This window comes from Aromatoleum tolulyticum (assembly GCF_900156155.1).
GTDB lineage: Bacteria > Pseudomonadota > Gammaproteobacteria > Burkholderiales > Rhodocyclaceae > Aromatoleum > Aromatoleum tolulyticum.
Window position 1 is genome coordinate 65133 of the sequence record NZ_FTMD01000015.1, and the last position, 20660, is coordinate 85792.

Annotated in this window: 17 protein-coding genes and 1 tRNA gene; 11 read left to right on the plus strand and 7 right to left on the minus strand. The window is 69.2% G+C overall.

Annotated features, from left to right (window positions below; genetic code table 11):
* The first annotated feature begins 173 nt into the window (after positions 1-173).
* From BW991_RS19245 to BW991_RS19265, 5 genes are all read left to right on the plus strand, one after another.
* On the plus strand, positions 174-1247 hold the full coding sequence (locus BW991_RS19245; RefSeq protein ID WP_076603744.1) for a P-loop NTPase family protein: 1074 nt from the start codon (positions 174-176) through the stop codon (positions 1245-1247).
* Positions 1247-2986 carry an ABC transporter ATP-binding protein gene (locus BW991_RS19250; protein WP_076603745.1) on the plus strand — a complete coding sequence of 580 codons (1740 nt, stop codon included), beginning with the start codon at positions 1247-1249 and terminating at the stop codon, positions 2984-2986. The genes BW991_RS19245 and BW991_RS19250 overlap by 1 nt, the downstream gene beginning before the upstream one ends.
* Before the next feature lie 82 nt (positions 2987-3068).
* Positions 3069-4007, plus strand: coding sequence for an alpha/beta hydrolase family protein (locus BW991_RS19255; protein WP_139335959.1), 939 nt, complete (start codon positions 3069-3071; stop codon positions 4005-4007).
* 128 nt (positions 4008-4135) lie between these two features.
* Positions 4136-5509, plus strand: a complete 1374-nt coding sequence (locus BW991_RS19260; RefSeq protein WP_076603747.1) for a sensor histidine kinase — start codon at positions 4136-4138, stop codon at positions 5507-5509.
* A gap of 27 nt (positions 5510-5536) precedes the next feature.
* Positions 5537-6961: a sigma-54-dependent transcriptional regulator gene (locus tag BW991_RS19265; RefSeq protein WP_076603748.1), complete on the plus strand. Its 1425-nt coding sequence runs from the start codon at positions 5537-5539 to the stop codon at positions 6959-6961.
* Between the two features lie 6 nt (positions 6962-6967).
* Here BW991_RS19265 and mnmH read toward each other — a convergent pair whose 3' ends face one another.
* The gene (gene mnmH / locus BW991_RS19270; protein ID WP_076603749.1) at positions 6968-8017 is read right to left on the minus strand and encodes a tRNA 2-selenouridine(34) synthase MnmH; all 1050 of its coding nucleotides are present in this window, start codon (positions 8015-8017) and stop codon (positions 6968-6970) included.
* A gap of 56 nt (positions 8018-8073) precedes the next feature.
* Here mnmH and selD point away from each other — a divergent pair, with 56 nt between their 5' ends.
* Positions 8074-9114, plus strand: coding sequence for a selenide, water dikinase SelD (gene selD, locus BW991_RS19275; protein ID WP_076603750.1), 1041 nt, complete (start codon positions 8074-8076; stop codon positions 9112-9114).
* A gap of 40 nt (positions 9115-9154) precedes the next feature.
* Here selD and BW991_RS19280 read toward each other — a convergent pair whose 3' ends face one another.
* Positions 9155-9766, minus strand: coding sequence for an arylesterase (locus BW991_RS19280; RefSeq protein ID WP_076603785.1), 612 nt, complete (start codon positions 9764-9766; stop codon positions 9155-9157).
* Here BW991_RS19280 and BW991_RS19285 point away from each other — a divergent pair.
* Positions 9750-10466, plus strand: a complete 717-nt coding sequence (locus tag BW991_RS19285) for an ABC transporter ATP-binding protein (protein WP_076603751.1) — start codon at positions 9750-9752, stop codon at positions 10464-10466. The genes BW991_RS19280 and BW991_RS19285 overlap by 17 nt on opposite strands.
* Positions 10467-10476: 10 nt before the next feature.
* Here BW991_RS19285 and hpnE read toward each other — a convergent pair whose 3' ends face one another.
* From hpnE to BW991_RS19310, 5 genes are all read right to left on the minus strand, one after another.
* Complete coding sequence (gene hpnE, locus BW991_RS19290) at positions 10477-11787, minus strand: hydroxysqualene dehydroxylase HpnE (protein WP_076603752.1); 1311 nt, start codon at positions 11785-11787, stop codon at positions 10477-10479.
* Between the two features lie 19 nt (positions 11788-11806).
* The gene (gene hpnD / locus BW991_RS19295; RefSeq protein ID WP_076603753.1) at positions 11807-12640 is read right to left on the minus strand and encodes a presqualene diphosphate synthase HpnD; all 834 of its coding nucleotides are present in this window, start codon (positions 12638-12640) and stop codon (positions 11807-11809) included.
* Positions 12637-13470 carry a squalene synthase HpnC gene (gene hpnC, locus BW991_RS19300; RefSeq protein ID WP_076603754.1) on the minus strand — a complete coding sequence of 278 codons (834 nt, stop codon included), beginning with the start codon at positions 13468-13470 and terminating at the stop codon, positions 12637-12639. Before hpnC ends, hpnD begins: the two co-directional genes overlap by 4 nt.
* A gap of 99 nt (positions 13471-13569) precedes the next feature.
* The gene (locus BW991_RS19305) at positions 13570-14934 is read right to left on the minus strand and encodes a sensor domain-containing diguanylate cyclase (protein ID WP_084205158.1); all 1365 of its coding nucleotides are present in this window, start codon (positions 14932-14934) and stop codon (positions 13570-13572) included.
* Positions 14931-15863 (minus strand): ABC transporter substrate-binding protein, encoded by a 933-nt coding sequence (locus BW991_RS19310; RefSeq protein WP_244551764.1) that lies wholly within the window; start codon positions 15861-15863, stop codon positions 14931-14933. Before BW991_RS19310 ends, BW991_RS19305 begins: the two co-directional genes overlap by 4 nt.
* A gap of 322 nt (positions 15864-16185) precedes the next feature.
* On the opposite strand from BW991_RS19310, the gene BW991_RS19315 reads away from it, so the two are divergent.
* From BW991_RS19315 to BW991_RS19330, 4 genes are all read left to right on the plus strand, one after another.
* The gene (locus tag BW991_RS19315) at positions 16186-16863 is read left to right on the plus strand and encodes an ABC transporter ATP-binding protein (protein WP_076603755.1); all 678 of its coding nucleotides are present in this window, start codon (positions 16186-16188) and stop codon (positions 16861-16863) included.
* The gene (locus BW991_RS19320; RefSeq protein WP_076603756.1) at positions 16860-19367 is read left to right on the plus strand and encodes an FtsX-like permease family protein; all 2508 of its coding nucleotides are present in this window, start codon (positions 16860-16862) and stop codon (positions 19365-19367) included. The genes BW991_RS19315 and BW991_RS19320 overlap by 4 nt, the downstream gene beginning before the upstream one ends.
* Complete coding sequence (locus tag BW991_RS19325) at positions 19367-20446, plus strand: lipocalin-like domain-containing protein (RefSeq protein ID WP_076603757.1); 1080 nt, start codon at positions 19367-19369, stop codon at positions 20444-20446. The genes BW991_RS19320 and BW991_RS19325 overlap by 1 nt, the downstream gene beginning before the upstream one ends.
* 60 nt (positions 20447-20506) lie before the next feature.
* Positions 20507-20591, plus strand: a tRNA-Leu gene (locus BW991_RS19330).
* Positions 20592-20660 lie beyond the last annotated feature (69 nt).

The window sequence follows — 20660 nt, forward strand, 5'->3', positions numbered from 1 at the left end:
ATGCCCCAGGTGGGGGTTTTCGCACTAGGCCCTGAAATGGCCGTCTCGGCTGCGGACGGCGCGGTCATTGACGGTGGGCGTGTTTTTCATCGATGGCACGCCACGTGCATGGAAGGCATCAAACCCGGCGGTCCAGTCCGGGGATAACCAGCCAACCTAGCGGAGGCCGAAAAATGAATACCCCCAACGTCACCCTGCTCAATGCCAACCGTGTCGCCCGCCTGAAGACGCCTTACACGACCCGCCGCGTTCCGGCGTCCGCTTTCGTCACCCTGCTCGGCGGCCCGCGTGTCCCGCGCGTGGGCGATCTGATCCTTGCGCGTGTCGACAAGCTCGGGCAGCACCGCCACCTGGAACTCTCCTCGGGACGGCGGGCACGCTTGTATGAGGGCGACGAGATCGTCCTGGCCTACGGCAACCGCTACGCCCCCGACCAGTTCGAGGCCGAGGTGCCGTCCGATCTCGGTCCCTGCCACATGGTCGCCGGGGGAGGGGTGGCGGCGCGCGTGATCACGCGTCACGACAAGATGCGCGGCGCGACGGTGGTGCAGCCGCTGGGGCTGCTGGGCGATCGCAACGGGCGCCCGCTCAATCTCGCCGACTTCGCGCTGGATGCGCCGCGCGCCGACGGTCGCCGCGCCTTCACTGTCGCCGTGGTGGGAACCTCGATGAACGCCGGCAAGACCGAGACGGCGTCGAACCTGATCCGCGGCTTCGCGAGTGCCGGACTGCGTGTCGGGGCGGCGAAGGTGACGGGCACGGGGGCGGGCTGCGACATCTGGATGATGGTCGATGCAGGCGCGCAGTCGGTGCTGGATTTCACCGATGCCGGGCTGCCGTCGACCTACCTCGCCGAGCCCCAGGATGTGGAACGGGTGATGACCACGCTGCTGGACGTGCTGTATGCGAGCGGCGTCGATGTGGTGGTGTTCGAAGTCGCGGATGGCCTGTACCAGCGCGAGACCGCGCAGCTGCTGAAGTCGCCGGCGTTTGCACGGGCGGTCGACGCGGTGGTCTTCGCGGCCGGCGATGCAATGGGGTCGGCCGGCGGCGTGCAGTCCTTGCGCGCGATGGGCTTGCCCGTGGTGGCGGCGAGCGGTCTGCTGACGGCGTCGCCGCTGGCGATGCGCGAGGCTGCCCATGCGACCGGACTCGAGGTGCTCGATCTCGATGCGCTGCGCAGCCCCGGCATTCTCGACTTCATGGGGTTTCGGGCTGAGGAAAGCCTCGCCGTGGGAGCCATGTGATGCCGGGCGCAGCGTCGGCCGTGCCGCGCATGTGGGCCGGGGCACGGCGCACCATGCTGGCCGGGCTGGCCCTCAACGGCATTGCGCAGGCCGTCGTGGCGTTGGCCTGCGCCTGGCTGACGCATCGCTTCTTCGACGTCGTGATCGATCAGCGCACCGGGGGCTCGGGGCTGGCGTTCGCGCTGATCGGCGCGCTGCTGGGCGCGGGGGCAGCGCTCGCGGCCTTGCGCGTGATGGAGCGGGTGCAGGCCGAGCGTCTGGGGCAGGACTACGCTTCGGAACTGCGGCTCGCACTCTACGACGGCATGGCGGGGCAGTCGCCGCGGCGCATGCAGGCACGCAGCCGCGGCGCGACGTTCCTGCGCTTCGTCGGCGATGTAAAAGGGATCCGGCGCTGGATCAGCCTTGGTTTGCCGAGAATTGCGGTCGGCGTGTTGAGCGCAAGCGTGGCCTTGTCCGTGCTGGCCCTGGTCAATGGCGTCATGGCCTTCGCCGCGAGCGTGGGCTTCGTCGGCGCGGCGGTGACGCTGGCGCTCCTCAGCGAGCGCGTCGATCCCGCGGTGCGCGAGGCACGGCGGCGGCAGGCGCGCCTCGCGGCGAACGTGAATGACAAGATCGGCGGTATCGCCGTGGTGCAGGTGTTCGATCAGGTCGCACGCGAGCGCGCCCTGATCGAGCGGCAGGGGGCCGGTCTCGCCGACGCCATGGTCGCGCAGACGCGCGGCATGGCCCTGCTGAAATCCGCTGCGGAATTCAGCTCGTCCTTCGCGACCGCCGGGGTGCTCCTCGCGGGTGCGATCGAGGTGGCGACGGGTGAGCTGAAGACTTCGCAGGTCGTGGGTGCGATCACTGCGGTCGGCCTGATCTCGCCGGCGTTCCGCGACTTCGGCCAGGCCCTCGGCTACTGGCGTTCGGCGCGCGTGTCGATGGAGAAGCTCGCCGCCTTCCTTGCTGCACCGCGGTTCGTGACATCGCTGCGGGAGAACGGCAATCCCGCTCCGGTGCCGCTTGCGGCGTGCGGCGCGGCGGTCGATATCGAGTTCTGCGACGTGTCGAGCGGGACCGCATTGCGGAATTTCAGCGCGCGTGCGCCTGCCGGGGCGATGGTCGCGATCGTCGGACCGAGCGGGGCGGGCAAGTCGACCCTGCTCGCGATGGCGGCCCGCCTGCTCGAACCGGACAACGGGGAAGTCCTCATCGCCGGGGTTCCGATCGGACAGTATCGGTTGTCCGAACTGCGCCGCGCGTTCGGCGTCGTGATGCCCGACCTGCCGCTGCTGCGCGGTTCGATCGAGCGCAATCTGCGCTATCGCTGGCCCGACGCGCCGGATGCCGAAGTCGCCCGCGTGGCCGGCCTGTGCGGCATCGACGAACTGCTGGCGGATTTGCCGGACGGCGCGCGCACGCGCGTCGCGGACGCGGGGGGCAATCTGTCGTACGGACAGCGCCAACGCATCGCGTGGGCGCGGGCTCTGCTCGGAAATCCCTCGGTGCTGCTGCTGGACGAGGCCGACGCAAACCTCGACCCGGTCTCGGCGCGCGGTCTCGTGCAGATTCTCGACAGTTTCGCCGGCACCACGCTGATGGTGACGCACAGCTATGCGCGGATGATCCAGGCCGACCTCGTGTGGTACGTCGAGGCCGGACGATTGCTCGAATCCGGCACGCCGGAAGCGCTCATGGGCCGCGTGAGCCGCACCCGGCGGCTGTTCCAGCGTGAAGCCAATGCGGCGGGGTGAGCTCATGGACTGTGGCGAAATGCCTCCGCCGCCGCCTGCAATCGTCGCTGCCGCGCCGTGCCGGATGTCTGCAGCCGTACCCATGCCGCTGACAATACCGCAGGCGAGTTGGACGTCCGCGAAGGAAGTGGTTTCGACTTCGACCGCGGCGGATGTGCCGATTGCGCCCGGCCGGGTCGAGCAGCGCGTTCTCGAATCCGACGCGAGTCTGCAGTACGTCGTGTACGTACCGTCGCGCGGCGGCGCCGGGGCGCCGATACTCGTCACCGTGCATGGCATCTCGCGCAATGCATGGGAGCAGGTGAGCATGTTTGCCCCGTACGCGGAGCGCGCCGGCGTCGTACTGGTGGCGCCGCTGTACGAGCAGGCACGGTTTCCCCGCTACCAGCGTCTGAGCGCGAACGAGCGCGGCGAGAGTCCGGTCGCCGTCATGGAGGCGATCGTCGCCGAAGTGGCGCGTACGACCGGGGCCAGCGGGGAGCGTCTGCACCTCTTCGGTTTTTCGGGGGGCGGCCAGTTCGTGCATCGTTACGCGATGGCCCATCCGGACCGGGTGGCCGGCTACGTGGTCGGCTCGGCCGGCTGGTACACCTTCCCGGACGCGCAGCGCCGCTATCCCTACGGGTTACGATACAGCCAGCGCCTGAAGATGGGCGGCTTCGAACTGGGCCGGTTCCTTGCAGTACCGGGATGGGTGCTGGTGGGCGAGCGCGATGTGCACGAGGGCACGGCGATGCGCAAGACCGAGCGCGTGATGGTCGAGCAGGGCTTGTCGCGGATGGAGCGCGGACTCCGTTGGGTGGATGCGGTCAACGCCAGGGCCGCCGAACTGGGGCTGGCGGCGCCGGTACGCTTCGAGCAGCTGCCGCGCTCGCCGCATTCCTTCCGGCGCAGCATGCGCCGTGGCGAGCTGGGGCAACGGGTGTTCGCCCACCTGTTCGGGCTCGAGGAGAACGCGCTGCGGATGGCGGAGTTGGGAAGCACGTCATCTCCGGGCCCTGAAGGGCGGGGCACGGAATGAGTGCCGACTTCCTCTCCATGCGTCTAACATGCGCATGTGTCGTTCCCGGTTCCACCGGCGATGCATGGGGACGCGAATTGTCTGCGGGCTTGAGTGCGCGTATGAGTGCGGGCGGGGGGGATGGTGCGATGACCGGAACCAGACGCGAAAGACGAGCGACGCCCGTGTTGTTGCGACCGTTCAACCTGAGTCGCTGGTTCGCGCTGATCGGGCTGCTGTCGATCGCGTCGATCTCGGCGATTGCGGGATACCTGATCTCGGATTTCGTCACCGAGCGCATGGTCCGGCAGGAAGGCCAGCTGACTATGGAGATGGTCGAGAATCTGGTCATGACCGAGCAGTCCATGCGCAAGCTCCTCGTCGATCGCGAGCCGGTCAGCGTGGCCGAGCCGGGCGGGGCGTTTTCCCATCTCGCACTGATGCCGGGGGTGCTGCGGGCGAATCTCTACGATACGTCGCGCCGCATCCTGTGGTCGAGCGAGGCGGAGTTGATCGGGCAGCAGTTCGGCGCCAACGAGGAGCTCGACGAGGCCCTTGCGGGGCAGCTCGTCGCTCACGGCAAGCGTCATGAGGTCAGGGAAAAGGCGGAGCACATGCATCTGGCACGCGCGGCCAACTTCTTCGTCGAGATCTACCTGCCGGTGCGCGACGCGGACGGCAAGGTGCTGGGCGCGATCGAGCTCTACAAGAATCCCGTGGCGCTGTTCAATGCCCTGCAACAGCTCAATCGCAACATCGCGTTCGGCGCCGCGCTGGCCGGGCTTTTCCTGTATGTCGCCCTGTTCGGCATGGTGCGGCGGGCGGACCTGCTGATCTCCGAGCAGCAGCGCCGCCTGGTCGATGCGGAGACGCTGGCCGTGGTGGGGGAGATGAGCTCCGCTGTCGCCCACGGCATCCGCAATCCGCTCGCATCGATCCGCAGCTCCGCCGAGCTGATCCTGGTCACCGACGAGGAGACGGGACGCGAGGCGGCGGGCGACATCATTTCCGAATCCGACCGGCTCGAAGCGTGGGTGCGCGAACTGCTCTCCTACTCGCGGCCGCTGGACGAAAAGGCCGGCGCGGTGTCGCTCGCGCCCATCGTGGCGCGCTGCGTCGAGGAATTCGGGCGCGAACTGCACCGGCGCCACATCACCGCCTCGCTGCAGATGCCTCCCCAGGCGCCGGCCGTGCATGGCGACCCGCTGCTGCTCGCGCAGGTCCTGCACAGCCTGGTCGCGAACGCGATCGAGGCGATCCAGGCCGACGGGCGGCTGGAAATCGGCTGCGAGAGCGTGCGCGGCGGACGCCACGTGGTGCTCACCGTGCGCGACAGCGGCCCCGGCATGACCGTAGAGCAGTTGCAGCGGGTGGGCAAACCGTTCTATACGACCAAGACGCAGGGGCTGGGCGTCGGCCTTGCGCTCGCCCGGCGTATCGTCGAGCGCTACGGCGGCACGATGGAAATCGACAGCGCGCCGGGCTGCGGAACTGCGGTGCACCTGACGCTGACGTGTGCATGACGGGTTCGATCCGGCAGGAGGAGGGCTATGGGGCGCGCGATTCTGGTGATCGAGGATGAGGCAGTTCTCGGCAAGAACATCCGCATCTATCTCGAGCGCAGCGGCTACGACGTGCGCGTCGCCGGCAGCGCGGAGGATGGGCTGGCGATGCTCGACGTATTCAAGCCCGACGCGGTGATCCTCGACTTCAACCTTCCGGGCCTCAACGGCTTGGAGGCACTGACGCGCGTGCGGGCCTTCGATTCAGGTATCCCCGTCATCATGATCACCGGGCACGGCACGGTCGAACTTGCCGTGGAGGCGATGAAGTCGGGGGCGCGCGATTTCCTGACCAAGCCGGTCGCGCTGGGCAAGCTCAAGCTGCTGATCGACAAGGCTTTCGACGAGAAGCAGCGCGACAGCGCGCTGGACTACTACCATCGCCGCGAGGCCGATGCCACAGATCTGGCCAGCCTGTTCGGCGACTCCCCGCCCATGGTGGCGCTGAAGAACACCCTGCGCCAGTTGCTCGACGCGGAATCGCAGTTGCAGGATACCGATGCGCCGGCGGTGCTGGTGCTGGGCGAAACGGGGACCGGCAAGGAGCTGGTCGCGCGGGCCCTGCACTTCAACGGACCGCGGCGCGACAAGCCTTTCGTCGAGTTGAACTGCGCGTCGATTCCCGCACAACTGCTCGAATCCGAACTGTTCGGCTATGAACGCGGCGCTTTTACCGATGCGCGCGAGCGCAAGCTGGGCCTCGTCGAGACGGCCGAAGGGGGTACCCTGTTCCTCGACGAGATCGGCGACATGGATCTCTCGCTGCAGGCCAAGCTGCTGAAATTGCTGGAAGAAAAGACCGTGCGGCGCATCGGCAGCCTGCGCGACCAGCGCGTGAACGTGCGTATCGTCGCGGCCACGCATCGGCCGATGGAGACCCTGGTGCGCGAAGGCAGTTTCCGCGCCGACCTCTACTTCCGCCTGTGCGTGTTCCAGCTCAGCCTGCCGCCGCTGCGCGAGCGTGGTGCGGACATCCTGTCGCTGGCACGTCATTTCATCGCGCTCCACGCCGCGCGCTACGGCAAGAGCCCGCCGGCGCTGACGCGCGAGGCGGAGGCGCTGCTGCTGGCGCACTGCTGGCCGGGCAACGTGCGCGAGCTGCGCAACGTGCTCGAACAGGCCGTGCTGCTGGCGACGGGGCCGACCATCGACGCTCCTCAGCTGTCGCTGTCGACCGGCGTCACGGTGCAGTCCTTGCCCCATGCCGCGCCGGAGTCCGCCTCCGCAGCGCCTGCCGCGTCAGCCGCGCCCGCCGCGTCGCAGACGCTCGAGGACATGGAGCGCCGGGCCCTGCTCGATGCGCTGCGCCAGACCGGCTGGAACGTGTCGCGTGCGGCCCGCATGCTCGGTATCAGCCGCGATACGCTGCGCTACCGCATCGACAAGTTCGGGCTCACGGTCGCGAGCCTGTGACGGCGCTCATGCCTGCGCCGCGAGGATCCTCTGCGCCAGTTCGCGGATGCCGGCGGGGGTGAGATCGTCGCAGGCGAAGCTCGGGGCGTCGGGGAAGCGCGCGAAGTTGCGGTTCTGCGAGCGCCGATAGAGCGGGTCGTAATGCAGGTCGATGAACTCCCCGTACAGCGTGGGCAGGTCGTGCTGGCGGGCGAGATCCTTCCAGCGGTCGATGATCTCGTTGCTCTGCAGGCCGCGCAGGAAATCGATGCGGCTCTGCAGGTCGGGCACGTCGCGGCCGAGATAGTCGTAGTCGCGCACCAGGAACTCAATGCGCGCGTCGCGGGTCGCTTCGATCGCGACGCAGGGGCTCGCCCGCATGTGCGCGATGAGGCCTTCGGGCAGGTGGATGCGGCCGATCTTGCGGCTTTCGGCCTCGACGAAGACCGGGCGCTCGGGGTCGAAGCCGTGCAGCTTTTCGTACAGGCTGGTTTCGAAGGACTTCTGCGTCGGTTGCGGACGGTCGGGCAGGGCGCCCAGCACCGATCCCTTGTGCGCGGCGAGATCCTCGAGATCGAGCACCTGCGCGCCGAGCGCCGCGAGTTGTTCGAGCACGCGCGTCTTGCCGCTGCCGGTTGCGCCGCAGATCACGCGCAGGTCGAAGCGCTGCGGCAGGGTTTCCAGTTCGGTGACGACCATGCGGCGCCAGTTCTTGTAGCCGCCTTCGAGCTGGCATGCGTCCCAGCCGATGAGCCGCAGCCAGGTCACGAAGGAGCCGCTGCGCTGGCCGCCGCGCCAGCAGTAGACCAGCGGGCGCCAGTCCTTGGGTTTGTCCTGGAAGCGCTCGCGCAGGTGGCGGGCGATGTTCTCGGCGACCATCGCGGCGCCGATGCGGCGCGCCGCGAAAGCCGACTGCTGCTTGTAGATCGTCCCGACGATGGCGCGCTGCTCGTTGTCCAGCACCGGGCAGCTGATCGCGCCGGGGATGTGGTCTTCCTCGAATTCCGCGGGGCTGCGGGCGTCGATGAACTCGTCAAAGGTGTCCAGCTGTGCTACGGTCGCGATGCCTTTTTTCATGCCTTGTCGCGGCGCGCCGGTGTTTGCCGGGCGGCCGTCTTTCCCCTTCGGAATCCATGGATCAGATCAAACTCACGCAATTCTCCCACGGCGGCGGATGCGGCTGCAAAATAGCGCCCGCCGTGCTGTCGAAGCTCCTCGCCCATGCGCCGGCCGGCATCGTCCCGCCCGAGCTCCTCGTCGGCACCGAAACCGCGGACGATGCGGCGGTGTACCAGCTGAACGAGCGGCAGGCCATCGTGGCGACGACCGATTTCTTCACCCCCATCGTCGACGACCCCTACGATTTCGGCCGTATCGCCGCGACCAATGCGCTGTCGGACGTGTACGCGATGGGTGGGCGTCCGATCATGGCGCTGGCTGTCGTCGGGATGCCGCTCGACAAGCTGCCGCCCGAAGTCATCGGCCGCATCCTCGAGGGCGGCGCCGCGGTGTGCCGCGACGCCGGCATCCCGATCGCCGGCGGCCATTCCATCGACGTGCTGGAGCCGATCTACGGCCTCGTCGGGCTGGGCGTCGTCGATCCGGCGCAGGTCAAGAAGAACGCCGGCGCGCAGGCGGGCGACGTGCTGATCCTGACCAAGCCGCTGGGCATCGGCATCCTCTCCGCGGGGCTCAAGAAGGGCCTGCTGGCGGATGCGGACTACGCCGAGATGCTGCGCTGGACGACGCTGCTCAACCGCGTCGGCGCACGCCTCGCGGGCATGGGCGGCGTGCATGCGGTGACCGACGTCACCGGCTTCGGGCTGGCCGGGCACCTGCTGGAGATCTGCCGCGGTTCGAAGCTCGGCGCGACCGTGAACTTCGATGCGTTGCCGAAGATCGCCGCCGCCGAGAAGCTCGTGCGCGACGGCATCGCCACCGGGGCCTCGACGCGCAACTGGGCGAGCTACGGCGACGACGTGGCGATGGCTGCCGATGCGCCGGAGTGGCAGCGCAAGCTCATCACCGACCCGCAGACCAGCGGCGGCCTGTTGATCGCCTGCGCCGAGTCCGGCGTCGATGCGGTGCTGGCGGCGATCCGTGAGGAGCAGGGCAGCGAAGGCCACGTCATCGGACGCATGGTCGCGGGCGCAGCGGTGCTGCGCGTCGAGTGAGATCGATGGGGCCGGTTGTACGCCGGCCCGGCAGGCTGCCTCAGCCCTTGAGCAGCGCCTTCAGTCCCTTCCATACCGTTTCGACGATCAAGGGCTGGGCCTCGGCGGTCGGATGGATGCCGTCGGGCTGGAACAGTTCCGGCTTGTCGGCAAAGCCGTCGAGCAGGAAGGGGACGAGGGGCACCTTTTCGGCTCGCGCGACCTCGGCGAAGGTCTGCTGGAAGCGCCGCGTGTAGGCAGGGCCGTAGTTGGGCGGCAGCTGCATGCCCACCAGCAGCACCTTCGCGCCCTTGCTGCGCGCCGCCTGGATCATCGCGCTGAGGTTTTCGCCCATCAGCGCGGGCTGCAGGCCGCGCAGGCCGTCGTTGGCGCCGAGCTCGAGGATGAGGAAATCCGGGTTGTGACGGTCGAGGGCCGCGCTCAGGCGCGTGCGTCCTCCGGCCGTGGTTTCGCCGCTGACGGAAGCGTTTATCACGGTATGGCGGAACCCTTCGCGTGCAAGTCGCGTCTGCAGCAAGGTGGGCCAGTCTTCCTTCGGCCGCAGGCCGTAGCCGGCGGACAGGCTGTCGCCCCACACGAGTATCGTTGCCGCCTGGGCGGCGCCCGACAACAGGATCGCAAACAAGAAGGTCACGATGGATCGCAGCGGCATTGAGTTCTCCGTTCCGGTGATGCAGGTCTCGGCCCTGTCGAAGAGCGTCGAGCTGGCCGACGGCCAGGGTACGCTCCGGATTCTGCAGGATGTCACGTTCAGCGTCGCGGCCGGCGAGTCGGTCGCGATCGTCGGCGCCTCCGGCTCGGGCAAATCGACCCTGCTCGGATTGCTCGCCGGCCTGGATGTTCCGAGCAGCGGCGGCGTGCATATTCTCGGCCAGGACCTGTTCGCGCTCGGCGAGGACGACCGCGCGGCGCTGCGCGGCGAGTCGATCGGCTTCGTGTTCCAGGCCTTCCAATTGCTGCCGGCGCTGACCGCGCTCGAGAACGTCATGCTCCCGCTGGAACTCGCCGGCGCCCGCGATGCGGCGGCCACGGCACGCAAGTGGCTCGAGCGCGTAGGCCTCGGCAGCCGCCTGCGCCATTATCCCAAGCATCTTTCCGGCGGCGAACAGCAGCGCGTCGCGCTGGCGCGCGCCTTCGCACCCGATCCGCGCCTGCTCCTCGCCGACGAGCCCACCGGCAACCTCGACGCGGTGACCGGCGAAGCGGTGATCGAGCTGATGTTCGCCCTGAACCGGGAGTCCGGCACGACGCTGATTCTCGTCACGCATGACGAGTCGCTTGCCGCGCGCTGCGACCGCGTGCTGCACATGCAGGCGGGGCGCCTATCCGAACCGGCGCTGCGGCCCGTCTGAAGAGGCGCGTTCAGACCGCAGTGCTGGCGATGCGGCGCAGCACGCGCGACGCCGCATTGATTCCCGAGCGCACGGCCGATTCGAGCGTCGCGGGGTAGTCCGAATCGAGGTAGTCGCCGGCGAGCCACAGCCCCGGCACGGGCGTCTGCGCGCCCGGCCGCGAGACGCCGGGACGGCAGGCGAAGGTCGCGCGTCTTTCGGTGATCACCTGCGACCACTCGAGCGGCGGCAGGCGCTGGTCGAGTTCCTGCTCGAGCTGTGCATGCACGGCCAGCAGCAGGTCTTCGCGGGACAAGGCGTCGTGCGGCCCGTGCGCGCTGATGACGCAGGCGACGAGGCCATGCGGCCCGCCGAGCTGACCGCGGTCGAAGGCCCACTGGGCCGGCCCGCGCGCGAGGCCGATCATCGGATAGGGCAGGCGGACCGTGGGCCCGAGCGCGAGGTAGACGGTCGTGATCGGTTCGCTCGGCAGCGCGGCGATCATGGCCGACAGGCGCTCGCAGTTGCCGACGGAATTCAGCAGGGCGGTGGCGTGGTGGGGTGCCGTCGCGAGCACCACCTGCGCATAGACCTGCCGCTGCGCGGGGTCGCCTTCCAGCCGGAATCCGCCATGCACCTGATGGATCGCTTCGACCGGCGTTCCGGTGCGCAGCCTGCCGCGCCGCACGGCGAGGTAGCGCGCTGCCGGCACGGGGAAGAGTTCGGACAGGTCGACGCGCGGGATCAGCAGCTCGCTCGCCGCTGCGCCGGCGCCAAGGCTGTCGCGCAGCACGTTCGCGAACACCTGCGCGGAGGCCTCGGCCAGCGGCGTGTTCAGTGCGGCGACGCACAGCGGTTCCCACACCAGCTGCACGAGGCGTTGCGGCTGACGCAGCTCGTGCAGCAGTGCCGCCACGCTCTGCCCGGAGTCGACGCGGAAGCGCCGTTTCTTCAGCGCCCGCATCAGGCGCAGCATCGCGAACCGGTCACTCCAGCCCAGGCCCTTGGCGCTCAGCAGGCCGAGCGCCAGGTGCAGCGGAGCGGGCAGGCGGGCGGCCTGCAGGTGCAGCTGCCCCGGGGTGTGCAGGGTGAGCGGCAGGTGGGCGAGCTCCTTGGGCGAGCCGCCGGTCACGCGCAGCAGGCGCAGCAGTTCGCCGTAGGCGCCGAGCAGGATGTGCTGGCCGTTATCGATCCGCCAGCCGTCCTTCACCACCGCGCGCGCACGTCCGCCGAGCGTGTGCGAGCGCTCGAACACGGTCACCTGCACGCCGCGCCGGGCGAGTTCGACCGCGCACGCCAGGCCGGCGTAGCCGGCGCCGATGACCGCGACCGGGTGGTTCATCGCCGGGCCCGCCGCGTCGTCACGCGCGCACCCAGGTCTTGCCGGCGATCCACAGCTTGCGCACCGGCGTCAGCGACGTGCGGCGGTCGAGCACGAGGAAACCGTCGCTGGCGATCTCGCGCAGCAGCGTGCGGTAGATCGCCGCCATCACCAGGCCGGGGCGCTGGCTCTTGCGGTCTGCCGCGGGGAGCTGGGCGAGCGCCTGGTCGTAGAACTTTTCGGCGCGTTCGGCCTGGAAGGCCATCAGCGCGCGGAAGTTGTCGTCGTGGCGGCCTTCCATGATCTGGCTCGCCGGGACCTTGAAGCGCTGCAGATCCTCGATCGGCAGGTAGATGCGGCCGCGGCGCGCATCCTCGCCGACATCGCGGATGATGTTGGTGAGCTGAAACGCCATGCCGAGGTCGTGCGCGTACTTCAGCGTCTGGCGCTCGCGGTAGCCGAAGATCTCGGCGGCAAGCAGGCCGACGACGCTGGCGACGCGGTAGCAGTAAAGCTGCAGGCCCTTGAAGTCGAGATAGCGGCTCTGCGTGAGGTCCATCTCCATGCCGTCGATGATCTCGAGCAGCTGTTCGCGCGGCAGGTTGAAGCGCGCGCTGACGTCCTTCAGCGCGAATCCCACCGGATGGCTGGGGGAGCCCGCATACGCCCGCGACACCTCCTTGCGCCACCAGTCGAGCTTGGTCTGCGCGACCTGCACGTCGTGGCAGTCGTCGACGACGTCATCCACCTCGCGGCAGAACGCATACAGGGCCGTGATGGCCTGGCGGCGCTCCGGCGGCAGGAACATGAAGCTGTAGTAGAAGCTGGAGCCGCTCTTCGCGGCCTTGTCGTGACAATAATCGTGCGGATTCATCTGTTTCTCGGGTAATGCACGGACCGCCATGCCAGGCGCGGCCAGTCGCTGCGGGTGAGGGTGGGCCGGCGGCGGAACACGTCGTAGCCGACCGTCTCGATGCGTTCGAGGATGCGCAGGCCGCCCAGCACCATCAGGCGCAGCTCCCAGCCGATGCGTCCCGGCAGTTGCCGTGCGAGCGGTGCCCCTTCGAGCATCATCGCGCGCGCACGTTGCACTTCGAAGTCCATCAGGGCGCACCACGCAGCGTCGCAGCGCCCGCTGTCGATGTGCGCTTCGTCGACGCCGAAGCGCGCCATGTCGGCCTGCGGCAGGTAGATGCGCCGTTTGCGCCAGTCGATCGCGACGTCCTGCCAGAAGTTGATGAGCTGCAGGCTCGTGCAGATCAGGTCGGAACGTCGCAGGTTGTCCGGCGCCGCGGCGTCGTAGAGGTGCAGCAGCAGGCGGCCGACGGGACTCGCCGAGCGGCGGCAGTAATCGAGCAGTTCGGCGAAATCGGCATAGCGCGTCTTGCCGACATCCTGGCTGAAGGCGTCGAGCAGGTCGCGGAAGTACTGCAGCGGCAGCTTGTGGTCACGAACGTTCGCCGCGAGGCGGGTGAAGATCGGCGCGAGCGAGGCATCGCGCGGAGGCTGGCCGGCGCCGATCGCATTCAGTTCGATGCGGTAGTCGTTGAGCCGTGCGAGGCGCGCGACGGGCGCCATGTCGCCCTCGTCGGCGACGTCGTCGGCACTGCGCGCGAACGCGTAGATCGCCTCCACTGGCTCGCGCAGGCGGGCCGGAAGCAGGAGCGATGCGACAGGAAAGTTTTCGTAGTGGTCGACGGGCATGATCGGGGCGCCGCGAGTATACGCGAAGCCGCGCGCGCTGCCGCATGGCGCGCCGGGGCAATCGCACGAGCCACAGGGAAGTCGCGCCCTCTGGCGGGGTCAGTCCGCTTTCTCGTTGTCCGGCCCTTCGAGCGCGGTTGAGTCGCCGCGCTCCGGTTCCAGCGGATACCGCACGACGCGGTTGCGGCCGTTGCGCTTGGCCTCGTAGCACGCGGCGTCGGCCGTGATCAGGATCTCCGAAGGGTCGGTGTGCGTGCCGTCGATATAGGCCATGCCGATGCTGGCGCCGATCGAGAAGATGCGTCCCTGCCACTCGAAGTCGAACGAGGAGATGCTGTCGCGCAGTTCTTCGGCGATGGTCATCGCGTCGGACGGGCTGCAGCCGCGCAGGATCAACGCGAATTCGTCGCCGCCGATACGGCAGATGATGTCCTGATCGCGCAAACGCTGCTGGATCAGGAGCGCGATGCGCATCAGCAGGTCGTCGCCGGCAGCGTGGCCGCAGGTGTCGTTCACGATCTTGAAGCGGTCGAGATCGATGAAGCACAGCGCCCCGTGATCGCCCGCCCGGCGGGATGCCACGACGCATTCTTCGAGCTTCTGCTCGAACACGCGGCGGTTCGGCAGGCCGGTCAGCGGATCGTGCTGCGCCTGATACGCCAGCAGCGCGGTGGCATCGTCGATGCGCGACTGCAGGGTGCGATGGTTTTCGGAGATCGCCCGCGCCATCGTGTTGAAGCCGCGTTCCAGGGCAGACAGCTCCTGGCTGGTGGCATGTTCGGGGATCTCGACATCGAGCGCTCCGCCAGCCATCTGTCCGACCCCGCGGACCAGGCGTGCGACCGGACGCGAAACGGATCGCGCCAGTCGGACCGCAATCACCGCGGTGAGCAGCAGGCCGACGGCGAGGATCCCGAAGGACGACCAGATGATCAGCGATTTTTCCCGCGACGACGGCCGGGTGTCGAGCTCCACGTGAACCCAGCCGATTGTGCGCATCCCCTGCTGCGTGGCGCCGGCTTGCCAGCCGTCGACGAGTTCGTCGTCGATGTTGATGCCGCCCGACTTGATCGGCGCGACCACGGCGAGCATTTCCGGGGCCGTGTGCGGAATCGCGCCATCCTGGACGCGGCGCAGCATCTCGGGCTCCAATACGCTGATTCGCCCCCTGCTGGCGAGCAAGGTGCCCCGGTCGTCATACACGGCGGCGGCGCTTACTTCCCGCTGCGCCGTCGCCGCCTGCAGCAGGGATTGCAGCGTGGCGCGATTGCCGGAAATGACGCCGTATTCGGCCGCGGGGGCAAGGAAGCTGACGATCGCGTTGCCGCGCTCGTGCAGCGTCCGGTCCAGGGTCTGTGCGCCGCGATACAGCACCAGCGCCGTCACCAGCGTGGCGAGCAGCGCCGCCGGCAGCAGCGCCACCAGCAGCAGACGGTTATGCAGGGAAAGGCGGCTCGGGTTCAATGCGGCCTCCTCTTTTCGATCGCCTCGAGGAGGGCCGATTCGTCCGGAACCGGGTACTGCAGCGAACGCGCGACGTGGCGATTGACCCCGACACTGAAATACCTGGGCGCCTCCGTCACCGGCAGGTCGATGTGTCCTGCACCCTGTTGCGCGACGAGCCATTCGCCCGCCTGGCGAGCTGCATCTTCCGGCGCCGTGTAGACCGAGGCGATCGCTCCGGCCGTCACGTAAGCTTGCGAATAGCCGAACAGCGGTTTGCGGTAGCGGTAGGTGGTGAGCAGGATCGGGCGTGCCGTGCCGGAGCTGTACGCGATGGGGTCGGGTACCGCGAGAATCGCGTCCGAACCTTCCAGCAGGCGTTCGAGCGCAGGCAACAGGGCGTCGGTGTCCTCGATGGTCTCGAAGCTCATCGTCAGCCCATGGCGGGCGCCGGCCTCGGCAAGTGCGCTGCGCATCGGAGCGGACTGGGGGCCGAGCAGCACGCCCACGCGTGTCGTCTTCGGGTTGGTTGCGCGGATCAGGCGCATGTGCCGGCCAAGGGGCTGGTCGAGCACGAAACCGCCGAGCTTTGCGCGCGGATGGCGTTGCTGCAGCGCCCGCAGGTTGGGCGTCGAAATCAGTGCCACCAGAATGGGGGCCGTGCTGCGCTCGGCGATTGCGTCGGCCGCTTCCGTGCCCACCGCGATCACGACGTCGGCGCGTTTGAGGGCCGCCTCGTTGATCGCTTCACCGGTGCTGCCGGCATCGTTCAGACGGACGGAAGCCGAGGACGACACTTCCCGGCCCAGAGCGGTCGCGAAGGCCGTCTGCGCATCGCTCCGCTTCGACAGGACCACCGCCGCTTCGAGGGCGAACGCCGACGGGGCCAGCAGCGCCAGCACCCACAGGGCAAGGACGAGTCGCGCGAAGCGGTTCAGCATGTCATCCATGGCCTGCGACCAGCGTCGCGGAGGAACAGGGCAGCGTATGCTTGCAACAGGGCTCGCGTCGGAGCGGGCGTGCTCGTCGCCGTTGCGGAGGCTGCGCGCGAGGGGGGCACGGCCCGGGTGATCTTCATCCGCGTCATGCGCGCCGGATACACTGTGCTATTCAAATCGTGCAGCTTTCCATTTATGCCGGGTCGAGTCAATCCCGGATGTGCCCATCATAAGCTGCATGGATTTGCATCGCGGCCGTGCGTCATGTCTTTTTCCGGGGATGTCGTGCGGTCGATGCTTCGGGGGACCACGCGCCGGGCGGGAGGCGGCCGCAATGTTCGAGATCGACGATTTGAAGAAGGGATTCGGGACGGCCGGCGCGCGCGCGCTCTTCGAGGGGTTGTCGATGCGCGTGCAACGTGGCGAGTGCGTTGCGATCATGGGCGAATCGGGGGTCGGCAAGTCGACGCTGCTCAACTGCATGGCCGGGCTGGAACCGGCCGATGGCGGGAGCATCCGCCTCGACGGAAGCGAGCTCGTCGGGCTCGGCGACGACGCGTTGGCCGGATTGCGCCGGCGCAGCTTCGGCTTCGTGTTTCAGGCATTTCACATCCTCCCGCACCTCGACGTGGCGCAGAACGTCGCCCTGCCGCTGTGGCTGCTCGACGTCGATGACGCCGAGGCGGACAGGCGCGCCCGGGCAATGCTGGAGCGGGTCGGACTCCGCGACCGTGCCCGCGACTGGCCGCGCGAACTTTCCGGCGGTGAACTGCAGCGCGTCGCGATTGCCCGCGCCCTCGTGCATCGGCCGTCGCTGGTGCTCGCCGACGAGCCGACCGGCAACCTCGATCCCGGCCGCGCGGCGGGCGTGCTCGACCTGCTCCTCGAGTGCATTCGCGACGCGGGGGCGATGGGCATCCTCGTGACGCACTCGCAGGCCGCGGCCTTGCGCGCCGACCGCATCCTGCGCCTGACCGCGGGTGGTCTGCTGCCGGAGGCGGAGCGCACGTGAGCCGGGTACTGGGTCGGATCTTCGTCGCCAGCCTTGCCCGCCGCCGTCTCGCAACGGCGCTGTCGCTGTTCGCGATCGCGCTCGGCGTCGCCCTCGGCCTCGCCGTGCAGATCATCCACGGTGCGGCGCTCGACGAATTCGGCCGCGGCATGCGGCTTCTTGCCGGCGAGGCCGACCTGCAGGTGGCCGGGCCGCGCGACGGCTTCGACGATGCGCTGTACGGCCGGCTGGCGATGCGCGACGAGGTGGCCGATGCCAGTCCCGTCGTGGAGCTCGAGGTCCGCCTGCCGGCACATGACCGGTCGCTCCCCATCTTCGGTATCGATGCCCTGCGGGTCGCTCGCGTCCATCCGGCCCTGATGCCGCAGGTCGATGAGGCCCGGCGCGACGGCGCTGCCCTGGCCGCGCTGCAGTCCGACGCGCTGTTCCTAAGCCCGGCGGCCGAGGCCGAACTCGGCGTCTCCGCCGGCGAGCGGCTGGAGGTCCTGGCCGGCACGCGGGTGGTGTCGCTGCGTGTCGCCGGAGCGGTGCCCGGTGCGGGACAGGGGCGGGTGCTGGCGGTCATGGATATCGCCGCTGCCCAGCAGCTCTTCGGCCGATCGGGCCGCATCACGCGCATCGATCTGAGCCTGAAGCCGGGCATCGACGTCGCCGCCGCACGCGATGCGCTCGCGCCGGGGCTGCCCGCGGGCGTCGAAGTGCTCACTCCGCGCGCGTCCGAGGCGCTGGCGGCGGGCCTCTCGCGCGCCTACCGCGTGAATCTCACGATGCTGGCCGCGATCGCCCTGGTCACCGGCGGGTTTCTCGTCTTTTCCACCCAGTTTCTCGCCGTTGCACGCCGTCGCCAGGAGTTCGCCTTCCTGCGCGCGCTGGGGTTGGAGCGCGGGGCGCTGATGCGCGGACTGCTGGTCGAAGGTGCCGTGGTCGGGTTCGCCGGCGGCCTGCTCGGGATCGCCCTCGGGCACGGGTTTGCCGCCGTCGCCTTCGATGTCGCCGGCGGCGATCTCGGCGCGGGCTACTTCAGCGGCATGACCCCCGCGCTGCGCTTCGACCTGCCCGCGAGCGGCACCTATCTCCTGCTGGGCGTTCTCGCCGGGCTGGCGGGAGCATGGCTGCCGGCGCGCGAGGCACGGCGCATGCTGCCCGCGCGCGCGCTCAAGTCCGGCGACGAGGCCAGCATGTTCCGCTTCCATCCGCGCCCGCGCCGTGCCGCAGCCTGCCTGGCGGGCGCCGCGGTGCTGTGCCTGCTGCCGCCGCTCGGCGGCGTGCCCGTATTCGGCTACCTCGCCGTCGCCCTCATCCTGGTCGGCGCCGTGCTGGTGCTGCCGATGCTCGTGCGCGGCGTTACGCGCATCGCGTCGCGTCCGCGCCGGGCCCTGTGGAGGCTGGCGAATGCCCGCCTTGCGGCTGCCCCCGGTCAGGGTGTCGTCGCCGGCGCCGGGGTTGTCGCGAGCGTCGCGCTCGCCGTGGCGATGGCGATCATGGTCGCCTCCTTCCGCGACTCGGTCGATCGCTGGCTCACCGCCGTGCTGCCCGCCGATCTTTACGTCAGCGCCTCCCCGCAGGGGACCAGCGGCTTCCTCGATCCTGCCGCGCTGGCGCGGATCGCGGCCCTGCCGGGCGTGTCTCGAACCATGCCGGTGCGCTTCGACACCGTGCGCCTCGACGACCGCCACCTCCCGGTATCCCTGATCGCGCGTCCGCTGGACGGCGGAAGGCTGCTCCCGCTGGTCGGTCTGGCGACGCCGCCCCCCGTGGGCGAGAAGCCTGCGTGGGTGTCGGAAGCGATGGCCGACCTCTTCGCGCTCGGGGCCGGTGACCGCCTCGTCCTGCCGCTGGGAGGAAATCCGGTGGCCTTCCGCGTCGCCGGCGTGTGGCGCGACTACGCGCGACAGCAGGGCGCGGTCGCGATCGAGCTGGCGGACTACCGCGCAGCGACCGGCGATCTCGTCGCGAACGACGTCGGCGTCTTTCTCGCCGCGGGCACGTCCTTCGACACGGTCGCTGCGGCAGTGCGCGACATCCTCGGCGAGAACGCGGTGCGGATCGCGAGCCCCGGCGAGATTCGCGCCCGGAGCCTCGCGATCTTCGATCGCACATTCCTGGTCACCTACGCGATGGAAGCGGTCGCCGTGCTCATCGGCCTGTTCGGCGTAAGCACCAGCTTTGCAGTGCTGGCGATCGCGCGGCGCAAGGAATTCGGCGTGCTGCGCCATCTCGGGATGACGCGCGGCGAGGTCGGCCGGCTGATTACGCTCGAAGGCGTGCTCACGGCGGCGGCCGGCACCGCGCTCGGACTGGTTGCGGGAACCGCGGTGGCCTTCGTCCTGATCGAAGTCGTCAATCGCCAGAGTTTCCACTGGAGCATGGATCTGCACGTTCCGTTCGGCGGTCTGCTGGTTTTCGCCGCCATCGTGATCGCGCTTGCGGGGCTCGCGGCACGCGTGTCGGGCTATCAGGCGATGCGCGGCTCGGCCGTGCTGGCCGTGCGGGAGGACTGGTGATGGCCTGGAGGCGGATCTGGCGCACCCTTGTCTTCGCCGTGTGCGGCGAGCTTGCCGTGTCTGCGGCGACGGCCGGCCCCGACTATCCCCCCGTGCTGGCCGGGACGGTGCTGCGCTTTCCCGAAGATGGCGGCGCACATCCGGACTTCCGTACCGAATGGTGGTACGTCACCGGGTGGATCACCGACGAACGGGGCGTCGAGCGCGGCTTCCAGGTCACCTTCTTCCGCGTCCGCACGGGGATCGGGGAAGACAACCCGAGCCGCTTCGCACCGCGCCAGCTGGTGCTCGCCCATGCGGCGATCGCCGATCCTGCTGCGGGGCGCCTCCTTCACGCCGAGCGCAGCGAACGCGCGCTCGACCCGCTTGCCGGCGCCGCTACCGGGGCGACGCGCGTATGGATCCGCGACTGGCAGCTCGCATGGACGCAGGATCACTATCGCAGCCGCGTCGATGCCGGATCCTTCGCCTTCGACCTGCGTTTCGTTCCGCCCGGCCCTCCCGTGCTCAACGGCGACAACGGCTTCAGCCAGAAGGCCGGCGATCCGAAGCACGCGAGCCATTACTACAGCCGCCCGCAGCTCGCGGTCAGCGGCTCGCTGCGTGTGGATGGCGCCACCGTCGCGGTGACGGGCCGTGCCTGGCTGGACCACGAGTGGTCCAGCGAACTGCTGCCCGAGGGCGCGCGCGGCTGGGACTGGATCGGCATCAACCTCCACGACGGCGGCTCGCTGATGGCTTTCCGCATGCGCGACGAGCGGGGCGGGGCGCTGTGGTCCGCCGGCACGCTGCGCACCGATGGCGAAACCCGCGCCCTGCGACCTGGACAGGTGGCCTTCACTCCGCAGCGGCGCTGGCGCTCGCCCCGCACCGGCGCCGAGTATGCGGTCGAATGGAGCATCGACATCGACGGCCGCCGGCTGGAGCTGCGCCCGCTGATGGACGACCAGGAGCTCGACAGCCGCCGTTCGACCGGCGCCGTGTATTGGGAGGGCGCCGTACGGCTGCTCGAATCGGGCCGCGAGATCGGTCGCGGTTACCTCGAGATGACCGGCTACGCCGAACGCCTGCGGATGTGAGGCCGTGTATAATGCGCGCGCCGCTGCAATGGCGGCAGCCCGCATCGCGGGCACGGCGGGGCCCAAGTGGCGGAATTGGTAGACGCACCAGATTTAGGTTCTGGCGCCGCGAGGCGTGGGGGTTCGAGTCCCTTCTTGGGCACCATATGGCGCAGGCGGTCCGTGCGAAGCCGGGCTTCGGCCGCGCCAGCCTGTCATCGACAGGTATCGTCCT

Bases quoted from the DNA above. Each gene is read 5' to 3' on its own strand.
- hpnC (WP_076603754.1), bottom strand. From the start codon at position 13,470: ATGCCCGTCGACCACTACGAAAACTTTCCTGTCGCATCGCTCCTGCTT.
- BW991_RS19280 (WP_076603785.1), bottom strand. From the start codon at position 9,766: ATGCCGCTGCGATCCATCGTGACCTTCTTGTTTGCGATCCTGTTGTCG.
- mnmH (WP_076603749.1), bottom strand. From the start codon at position 8,017: ATGAAAAAAGGCATCGCGACCGTAGCACAGCTGGACACCTTTGACGAG.
- BW991_RS19325 (WP_076603757.1), top strand. From the start codon at position 19,367: ATGGCCTGGAGGCGGATCTGGCGCACCCTTGTCTTCGCCGTGTGCGGC.
- BW991_RS19255 (WP_139335959.1), top strand. From the start codon at position 3,069: ATGCCGCTGACAATACCGCAGGCGAGTTGGACGTCCGCGAAGGAAGTG.
- BW991_RS19250 (WP_076603745.1), top strand. From the start codon at position 1,247: ATGCCGGGCGCAGCGTCGGCCGTGCCGCGCATGTGGGCCGGGGCACGG.
- BW991_RS19265 (WP_076603748.1), top strand. From the start codon at position 5,537: ATGGGGCGCGCGATTCTGGTGATCGAGGATGAGGCAGTTCTCGGCAAG.
- selD (WP_076603750.1), top strand. From the start codon at position 8,074: ATGGATCAGATCAAACTCACGCAATTCTCCCACGGCGGCGGATGCGGC.
- BW991_RS19245 (WP_076603744.1), top strand. From the start codon at position 174: ATGAATACCCCCAACGTCACCCTGCTCAATGCCAACCGTGTCGCCCGC.
- BW991_RS19285 (WP_076603751.1), top strand. From the start codon at position 9,750: ATGGATCGCAGCGGCATTGAGTTCTCCGTTCCGGTGATGCAGGTCTCG.
- BW991_RS19315 (WP_076603755.1), top strand. From the start codon at position 16,186: ATGTTCGAGATCGACGATTTGAAGAAGGGATTCGGGACGGCCGGCGCG.
- hpnD (WP_076603753.1), bottom strand. From the start codon at position 12,640: ATGAATCCGCACGATTATTGTCACGACAAGGCCGCGAAGAGCGGCTCC.
- BW991_RS19310 (WP_244551764.1), bottom strand. From the start codon at position 15,863: ATGGATGACATGCTGAACCGCTTCGCGCGACTCGTCCTTGCCCTGTGG.
- hpnE (WP_076603752.1), bottom strand. From the start codon at position 11,787: ATGAACCACCCGGTCGCGGTCATCGGCGCCGGCTACGCCGGCCTGGCG.
- BW991_RS19260 (WP_076603747.1), top strand. From the start codon at position 4,136: ATGACCGGAACCAGACGCGAAAGACGAGCGACGCCCGTGTTGTTGCGA.